The organism is Rhodococcus sp. P14, assembly GCF_000256505.1.
In the GTDB taxonomy this organism is placed as follows: Bacteria; Actinomycetota; Actinomycetes; order Mycobacteriales; family Mycobacteriaceae; genus Rhodococcus; species Rhodococcus ruber.
Genome location: NZ_AJFC01000305.1, coordinates 1 through 8,121, shown reverse-complemented (window position 1 = coordinate 8,121; position 8,121 = coordinate 1). Strand labels below are relative to the sequence as shown.

Here is an 8,121-nt window from a genome sequence, read left to right as displayed (position 1 = left end):
GGGTTTCCGGATCCTCGCTGCCGGGCGCGATCGCGGGGATGCAGGCCACCGGTCCGCTCGCCGACCGGTTCGGCAGCGACCGCACCACCGTCACCGCGGCAGTGCTGCTGGCGGCGGCGACCGTCGGCCCCGGTCTGGCCGGCGCGGCCTGGCAGCTGGGTGCCGCGCTCGCGGTGTTCGGGTTCGCCAACGGCGCGCTGGACGTGTCGATGAACTCGCAGGCCGTCGCGGTCGAGCAACGCTACCGGCGGCCGATCATGGCCGCGTTCCACGGGCTGTTCTCGGTGGGCGGGGTGGCCGGGTCGCTGGTGGGGGCGGGCACCCTGGCGGCCGGACTCGCCCCGGCGGTGGCCCTGGGCGGGGCCGGCCTCGTCGGCATGCTCGTCGTCGTGGTCGCGGCGCCGCACCTCGTGCGGGTGCCGCGGGTCGAGCACCGGCACGGGTCCGGCCCGCGCGGCGGATACTCGCGGCGGGTGCTGCTGCTCGGCGGGCTCGCGTTCATGCTGATGCTCAGCGAGGGCGTCGCCAACGACTGGAGTGCCCTGCAGGTCAAGGAACAGCTGGGCAGCCCGGACGCGGTCGCGGCGTTGGCCTTCGGGGCGTTCTCCGCGACGATGACGCTCGGGCGCTTCGTCGCGGACCGGGTCAGCGCCCGCGTCGGTGCCGTCGCCGTCGTCCGGTACGGCACGCTGCTGGCGGGGGCCGGGATGGGCACCGTCATCGCCTCCCCGTGGCTGCCGGTGACGCTCGCCGGGTGGGCGTTGTTCGGGCTGGGCCTGTCCGGGGCCGTCCCGCAGATCTTCAGCGCCGCCGGGAACATCGATGCCCGCGCCCCGGGCCGCAACATGTCCCGCGTCGTCGGCATGGGATACATCGGGTTCCTGGCGGGCCCCGCCACCATCGGCTGGCTGTCGGAGGCGACGTCGCTCACCGTGGCGATGACGGTGCCGCTGGCGTGCGTGCTCGCCGCCGCCGCCCTCGCCGGCTCCGTCGGTGAGCGGAGCCGGCGCGCGCTCGAGCGGGTGGACGAATCGGTCGGCTAACGCGGCAGCACGGTCAGCACCCGCACGACGTGGTCGCGGAACTCGCGCATGTAGTTGCGGAGGAAGTCCTCGGTGCCGGCGTTGTGCACGCTGCCGTCGTCGCCGAAGACCTCGGGCGTGTAGTGGATGTACGCCTCCGGCGACGTCATCTGCCGGGCGTTGCAGAAGCTCAGCACGGCGCGCAGGCTCTGCTGCCCGACGGCGGTGCCGATCGCGCCGATGGACGCGCCGATCACGGCCGCCGGGATGTGATCGAACGAGTTCTGCCCCCACGGCCGCGACGCCCAGTCGATGGCGTTCTTCAAGGCGCCGGGAATCGACCGGTTGTACTCGGGTGAGACGAACAGCACCGCATCGACGGCGCCGATCGCGTCCTTGAGCGCCGCCCCCTCGGGCGGGTAGTTCGCGTCGTAGTCGGGGCTGTAGAGCGGCAGGTCCCGGATGGGGATCTCGACGAAGTCGAGATCGGACGGCGCGAGCCGGATCAGTGTCTTCGCCAGGATCCGGTTGATCGAGGTGGACGACAGGCTGCCGACGAAATATCCGACCTTGTAGGTCCTGTCGGTGCCGGTCCGGGGCTGCTCGGTCCCCGAAGGCTCGGTCGCGGGGTGCTCGGTCACGGGACGCGTCCTTTCCGTCGGTGCGACGGGCCGGGCGCGGCCCGCCTGCCGCCTTCGACGGTCGCACACGAACGGGGCGTCCGCACGGTGTTCCGTGCGGACGCCCCGGGCGCGCCGAACTGCTTACAGCGCCTTGAGTTCCTCGGTGACCTCGGAGACCATCTTCTTCGCGTCGCCGAACAGCATGGAGGTCTGGTCGGCGGTGAACAGCGGGTTGTCGATGCCGGCGTAGCCGGAGGACATCGAGCGCTTGAGCACGATGACCGACTTGGACTGGTCGACGTTGAGGATGGGCATGCCGTAGATCGGGCTGGACGAATCCTGCCGGGCGGCGGGGTTGGTGACGTCGTTGGCACCGATGACGATGGTGACGTCGGTGCGGGAGAACTCGCCGTTGATGTCGTCCATCTCCTTGAGCGCCTCGTAGGGCACCTCGGCCTCGGCGAGCAGGACGTTCATGTGCCCGGGCATCCGGCCGGCGACCGGGTGGATGGCGTACTTGACCTCCACCCCCTTGTCCTCGAGCATTGCCGCCATCTCCTTGACCGCGTGCTGCGCCTGCGCCACGGCCAGGCCGTAGCCGGGCACCACGATGACCTGGTTGGCGTAGGCCATCTGGATCGCCGCGTCCGAGGCGGAGGTGGCCTTGACGGTGCCGCCCGCCCCGGCCGGGCCGGCGCCGGCGCCGCCGTCGCCGCCGAAGGAGCCGAACACGATCGCCGGGATCGACCGGTTCATCGCCTTGGCCATCAGGTTGGTCAGGATCGAACCCGACGCGCCGACGATCATGCCGGCGACGATCATCGCCTGGTTGTTCAGCGCCAGACCCGCGGCCGCCGCGGACAGACCGGTCAGGGCGTTGAGCAGCGAGATCACCACCGGCATGTCGGCGCCGCCGATCGGCAGCACCACGAACAGGCCCATCAGCCCGGCCACGACCAGCAGCGCCACGATCCACAGCGCCGAGGTGGGATCGTTGGCCGGATCGGCCGCGAGACCGATGTACACGGCGATCGCGATCGAGGCCAGCGCGAGCACGATGTTGGCCAGCTGGAAGGCCTTGGCCGCGCCGACGAGGCGGCGTTCGAGGTTCTTGTTCAGCAGCTCCTGCAGCTTGGCGAACGCCACCAGCGAACCCCAGAACGAGACCGAGCCGACGATCGCGGCGAACAGCGAGCCGACCACCACGTGCACCGTGGGCTCCTCGGCGAGGGTGGTGAACCCGTCCGAGTCGAGGAACTCCGCCCACGCGATCAGCGCGACGGTGCCGCCACCGACACCGTTGAACAGCGCCACCAGCTGCGGCATCGCGGTCATCTTGGTGCGCAGCGCCGGCGGCACACCCAGGACCACACCCACGGCCAGGCCGGCGACGATCCACAGCCAGTTGTCGGTCTCGCGGATGTCGATCAGCACGGCGACGACCGCGACGAACATGCCGGCCGCGGCGATGTAGTTGCCGCGCACCGCGGTCTTCGGGCCGGTCAGGCCCATCAGACCGTAGATGAACATCGCGAACGCGACGATGTACAGGACGGAGACGAGGTAGCTCATTTCGCGTCGGCTCCCTTCTCCGCCACCGCAGGCGCGGTCTGCGGTGTCACTGGCTTCTTGGGTTTGAACATGCCCAGCATGCGGTCGGTGACGACGAAGCCGCCGACGACGTTGAGCGTGCCGAACACCAGCGCCACGAACAGGATGACCTTGATGCTCCACGGCGCGCCGGCGGGCAGGTGGCCGAAGACCACCAGCGCACCGAGCACCACGATGCCGTGGATGGCGTTGGTGCCCGACATCAGCGGGGTGTGCAGCGTGTTGGGCACCTTCGAAATCACGGCGAAGCCCACGAACCCGGCCAGCACCAGGATCGCGATGTTCGCCAACAGTTCCGTATACATCTAGACGTTCTCCTTCGAGCGGGTCACGCACGCGCCGGCGAGGATCTCGTCGGAGAAGTCCGGGGCGAGCCCGCCGTTCTCGTCGAGCATCAGCTCGAGCAGGGCCACGACGTTCTTCGAATACAGCTGCGAGGCGTGCTCGGGCATGGTCGCGGGCAGGTTCAGCGGCGAGCAGATCGTCACCGCGTGCTTGACCACGGTCTGCCCCGGTTCGGTCAGCTCGCAGTTGCCGCCGGTCTCCCCGGCCAGATCCACCACCACCGAACCGGGCTTCATGCCCTCCACGGCGGCGGCGGTCACCAGCCGCGGTGCGGGCCGGCCCGGCACCAGCGCGGTGGTGATCACCACGTCGAAGCCCTTGATGGCCTCCTCGAGCGCCGCCTGCTGCTGCGCGCGTTCGTCCTCGGTGAGCTCGCGGGCGTACCCGCCCTCACCGGCCGCGGCGATCCCGAGATCGAGCCACTGCGCCCCGACCGAGCGGACCTGGTCGGCCACCTCCGGCCGCACGTCGTACCCGGTGGTGCGCCCACCGAGACGCTTGGCCGTGGCCAGCGCCTGCAGCCCGGCCACCCCGACACCGAGCACCAGCACCGTCGCCGGCTTGACCGTGCCCGCGGCGGTGGTGAGCATCGGGAAGAACCGGGTGGACTCCGACGCGGCGACCAGCACCGCCTTGTACCCGGCGACGTTCGCCTGCGACGACAGCGCATCCATCACCTGCGCGCGGGAGATCCGCGGGATCGACTCGACGGCGAACGCCTGCACCCCGGCCGCGGTGAGCGCCCCGATCTGGTTCTCGGCGTTACGGGGGGCGAGGAACCCGATCAGGGTCTGCCCCGACCGCAGCCGCGCGACCTCCGCGTCCGACGGCGGCGCCACCTTGAGCACCACGTCCGCCGACCACCCGTCCCCGATCCGCGCCCCGGCCTCGGCGTAGGCCTCGTCCGGGATCAGCGCACCGAGCCCGGCCCCGGACTCGACGACCACGTCGAGCCCCTTCTTGATCAACGACGGCACGATCATCGGCACCAGCGCGACCCGCCGCTCGCCGTCGTTGGTTTCCCGAACGACGCCGACGGTGGGTCGCGCTGTCACCGCACGTCCCGTACCCATATCCTCGGTTTCCAAAGTTTTCGACTCCTGCGTTGAATCGGCACCTCACCGCGATGAGCGGCGGGTCATGTGCGACGAGCGGCCGACTCGGGCCGTGCACTATGGGCGATGAGCCCAGTCAGACGTACCGCGCCCAGGTCGGGGGCGCAACCGTTCGGTTTCGTCTGAATCGAGTCCGAACAGTGAGTCGGTGCCAGAATGTGAGGTAGTTCACTTCACAATTCTGCCGTATCGGCCGTGAGGGAGGAGGCACGAGTCCATGGCACGTCGCAGTGTCGTCGTCGAGCGCGTCTACGACCATCCGGGCGACGAGGAGGCGTTCCGGGTGTTCGTCGACCGGCTGTGGCCGCGCGGCCTGCGCAAGGACGCGTTCCACCACGACGACTGGGTCAAGGACCTGGCGCCGTCGACCGGACTGCGCAAGTGGTACTCGCACGACGCGTCGCAGTTCGCCGAGTTCCGCGACCGGTACCTGACCGAATTGGACGGCCCGGACGCGCGGGCCGCGCTGGCGCGCGTCGACGCCCTGGCCGACGGCCGGTCGATCGTCCTGCTCACCGCGACCCGGGACGTCGAGCACAGCGGCGCCGCCGTCCTCGCGGAACGGATGCGGGGTGCGCGATGAACGATGTGCCGGACGCCGGCGGCGACCCCGTCTGCTGGATGCATCGCGTCTGTCCCGACTGCGGTTTCTTCCTCGAGGAACCGGAGGCCCCGTGCCCGCGCTGCGGCGCCGTCCTCCTCCACGACGAGAAGGGGACCGACGAGTCCGGTCCCGGCCCCCTACCCTGAACCGATGACCATTCCCCCTCCGCGGATCCTCCGTCTGGCCCGGCGTGCACGACGGATCGCCGTGCTCACGGGCGCCGGGATGTCCGCCGAGAGCGGCGTGCCCACGTTCCGCGACGCACAGACCGGTCTGTGGGAACGCTTCGACCCGGCCGACCTGGCGACCCCGGAGGCATGGGAGCGCGACCGCGCGTCCGTGTGGGCCTGGTACCAGTGGCGCGTGGCCCTGGTCCGGCGAGTGCAGCCGAACGCCGGCCATCGGGCGCTGGCCGACTGGGGACAGGCCGTGGAACTGTCGATCGTCACCCAGAACGTCGACGACCTGCACGAGCGCGCCGGCAGTCCCGTGCTCTCGCACCTGCACGGCAGCCTGTTCTCGCCGCGGTGTGCCGACTGCGGCACGCCCGCCGATCCCCCGGAGGCCCCCACGGAGACGGTCGCCCGCCTCGACCCACCGGACTGCGGCGCGTGCGGCGGCGACGTGCGGCCCGGCGTCGTGTGGTTCGGCGAGCCGCTGCCGACCGGCCCCTGGGAGGCCGCCACCGCCTCCGTCCTCGCCGCCGACCTGGTGTTCGTGGTGGGCACGTCGGGGATCGTGTACCCCGCGGCCGGCCTGCCCTCGCTGGCTCGCCGGCACGGCATCCCCGTCGTGGAGGTCAACCCCGAGGAGACCGGCCTGTCCGATCAGATGGACGAGGTCTGGCGCACCGCCGCGGCAGTGGGCCTGCCGCAACTCGTCGCCGCAGTCGCCGCGGATCGGACGCCCCGCCTACAGTGAGCGGGTGAACTCCTGCGTGTTCTGCGCCATAGTCCGCGGCGACGGCCCGGCAGTGCGCGTGTACGAGGACGACGACGTGCTGGCCTTCCTCGACATCCGGCCCATCGCCCGGGGCCACACCCTGGTGGTGCCGCGGGTTCACGCACCCCGGCTCGACGATCTCGATCCCGGGCACGGCGCCGCATTGTTCCGCACCGGGCAGCGCATCGCCCGCGGCATGCAACGCTCGGACCTCGCCGCGGACGGTGCCAACCTGGTGTTCAACGACGGTCGGTCCGCCTTCCAGACCGTCTTCCACGCGCATCTGCACGTGCTGCCGCGACGGCGCGGCGACAAGCTGCGCCTTGCGGCAGGACTGCTGCGGCGCCGACCCCACGACCCGGAGGCCACCGGCGCGGCGATCCGCGCCGGTCTGGCCCGTCTCGAAGCGGAGGACGCACTGTGACACACGGAAACACCCCGGCTCCCGGAAGCACTGCGCCGGATACGAAGGAGACGCCGGAGTTCCCGGTCGAACCGATCCGCACGCTGCTCCTCGAGCAGTTCGACGCCATCGACGGGCTGCTCGCCGACGTCCATGGGGACACCTGGTACACGCCCACCTCCCTGCCCGGCTGGACCGTCAAGGACATCACGGCGCACCTGATCGGAACCGAGTCGATGCTCGCCGGCGTCGAGACGCCGCACGTCGCGATCGACGTGCACGCCCTCGGCCACGTCCGCAACGAGATCGGCGCCTTCAACGAACGCTGGATCGAGTCCCTGCGCGGCACGCCGGGCGACGAGGTCCTGGCCCGCTACCGGGAGATCGTCGCCCGTCGCCGGGAGCAGCTCGCGGCCATGACCCAGGCGGACTTCGAGGCACCGGCGACGACCCCGGTCGGCCAGGCGACCTACGGCCGGTTCATGCGGATCCGCATCTTCGACTGCTGGATGCACGAACTCGACCTCCGAGACGCGCTCGGCGTCCCCGGCGACGAGGGCGGCGCGCGCGCCGAACTCGCGTCCGCGGAGATCTTCGGGGCCCTCGCATTCGCTGTCGGCAAGCTCGGCAAGGCTCCCGCCGGGTCACGGATCACGTTCGAGCTGAGCGGCCCGCTCGCCCGCACCGTTCACGTCGAGGTGGACGGCCGGGCCGCGGTCGTGCCGGCCCTGTCCGGTCCGGCGACGAGCACCGTCGCGATGGATTCGCGCCTGTTCGTGCGGCTCGCCGGCGGCCGTGTGCACGCGTTCGAACACCTCGACGAGATCGCCCTCGGCGGCGACACGACGGTCGGCCGGCGGATCGTGGACAACCTCGCCTTCGTGATCTGAGCGGCAGCTCCGTGCGGCTGTTCCTGTCGTCCTACCGGTTCGGCGCGGACCCCGGGTTGCTGCTCGGGGTCACCCGAGGCCCATGCCCGATCGCGGTGATCGCCAACGCGGCCGACGCGTGGCCTCCCCGGGCCCGCGACTCGGCGGTGGCGAGCGAGCTGGCGCCGTTGCGCGCACTGGGATACGAACCCGCCGAGGTGGACCTGCGGGACCACGTCGGCTCGCCCGAGTCGCTGCGAGCCGCGCTGTCGCGGTTCGGGGCGCTGTGGGTGCGCGGCGGCAACACGTTCGTGCTGCGCACGCGGCTCGCCCTGTGCGGCGGGGACGAGATCCTCACGGACCTGGTCCGTTCCGGCCGGACGGCCTACGCGGGGTACAGCGCGGGGGCCTGCCTGGTGACGCCGTCCCTGCGCGGTCTCGAATTCTCCGACGACCCCGGCGAGGCGGACGTCGTCTGCGGGGTTCCGGCCCGCTGGGACGGTCTGGGGTGGGTGGACTACGCGATCGTCCCGCACGCCGGGGACTCGGCCCTGGCCGACGCGGGCGTCGCACGGACGCTGGAATAT

10 protein-coding genes are annotated in these 8,121 nt (G+C 71.3%); 6 read left to right on the top strand and 4 right to left on the bottom strand.

Going from position 1 to position 8,121, the window contains the following annotated elements:
* Positions 1 to 1,043: MFS transporter (locus OEY_RS28815; protein WP_010595834.1), on the top strand; the 1,043-nt coding region annotated here is incomplete at its 5' end.
* On the opposite strand, the gene OEY_RS0121500 is transcribed toward OEY_RS28815, so the two are convergent.
* The 4 genes from OEY_RS0121500 to OEY_RS0121485 all read right to left on the bottom strand — a co-directional run bounded on the left by OEY_RS0121500 (position 1,040) and on the right by OEY_RS0121485 (position 4,674).
* Positions 1,040 to 1,663, bottom strand: a complete 624-nt coding sequence (locus OEY_RS0121500) for an NADPH-dependent FMN reductase (protein ID WP_010595833.1) — start codon at positions 1,661 to 1,663, stop codon at positions 1,040 to 1,042. The two genes, OEY_RS28815 and OEY_RS0121500, sit on opposite strands and share 4 nt — an antisense overlap.
* A gap of 123 nt (positions 1,664 to 1,786) precedes the next feature.
* Positions 1,787 to 3,217, bottom strand: a complete 1,431-nt coding sequence (locus OEY_RS0121495) for an NAD(P)(+) transhydrogenase (Re/Si-specific) subunit beta (protein WP_010595832.1) — start codon at positions 3,215 to 3,217, stop codon at positions 1,787 to 1,789.
* On the bottom strand, positions 3,214 to 3,561 hold the full coding sequence (locus OEY_RS0121490; protein WP_010595831.1) for an NAD(P) transhydrogenase subunit alpha: 348 nt from the start codon (positions 3,559 to 3,561) through the stop codon (positions 3,214 to 3,216). Before OEY_RS0121490 ends, OEY_RS0121495 begins: the two co-directional genes overlap by 4 nt.
* Positions 3,562 to 4,674, bottom strand: coding sequence for a Re/Si-specific NAD(P)(+) transhydrogenase subunit alpha (locus OEY_RS0121485; RefSeq protein WP_010595830.1), 1,113 nt, complete (start codon positions 4,672 to 4,674; stop codon positions 3,562 to 3,564). It abuts the gene before it with no gap.
* Between the two features lie 259 nt (positions 4,675 to 4,933).
* Here OEY_RS0121485 and OEY_RS0121480 point away from each other — a divergent pair, with 259 nt between their 5' ends.
* The 5 genes from OEY_RS0121480 to OEY_RS0121455 form a co-directional block, all read left to right on the top strand.
* A complete protein-coding gene (locus OEY_RS0121480; RefSeq protein ID WP_010595829.1) occupies positions 4,934 to 5,299 on the top strand; it encodes a DUF488 domain-containing protein in 366 nt (121 codons plus the stop codon).
* 171 nt (positions 5,300 to 5,470) lie between these two features.
* Positions 5,471 to 6,241, top strand: coding sequence for an SIR2 family NAD-dependent protein deacylase (locus OEY_RS0121470; protein WP_029540155.1), 771 nt, complete (start codon positions 5,471 to 5,473; stop codon positions 6,239 to 6,241).
* 4 nt (positions 6,242 to 6,245) lie between these two features.
* Entirely contained in the window at positions 6,246 to 6,686 is a 441-nt protein-coding gene (locus tag OEY_RS0121465) for an HIT family protein (RefSeq protein ID WP_029540154.1), read from the top strand.
* Positions 6,683 to 7,555, top strand: coding sequence for a maleylpyruvate isomerase family mycothiol-dependent enzyme (locus tag OEY_RS0121460; protein ID WP_010595825.1), 873 nt, complete (start codon positions 6,683 to 6,685; stop codon positions 7,553 to 7,555). Before OEY_RS0121465 ends, OEY_RS0121460 begins: the two co-directional genes overlap by 4 nt.
* An 11-nt stretch (positions 7,556 to 7,566) precedes the next feature.
* A partial coding sequence (locus tag OEY_RS0121455; protein WP_010595824.1) for a Type 1 glutamine amidotransferase-like domain-containing protein occupies positions 7,567 to 8,121 on the top strand: 555 nt, incomplete at its 3' end.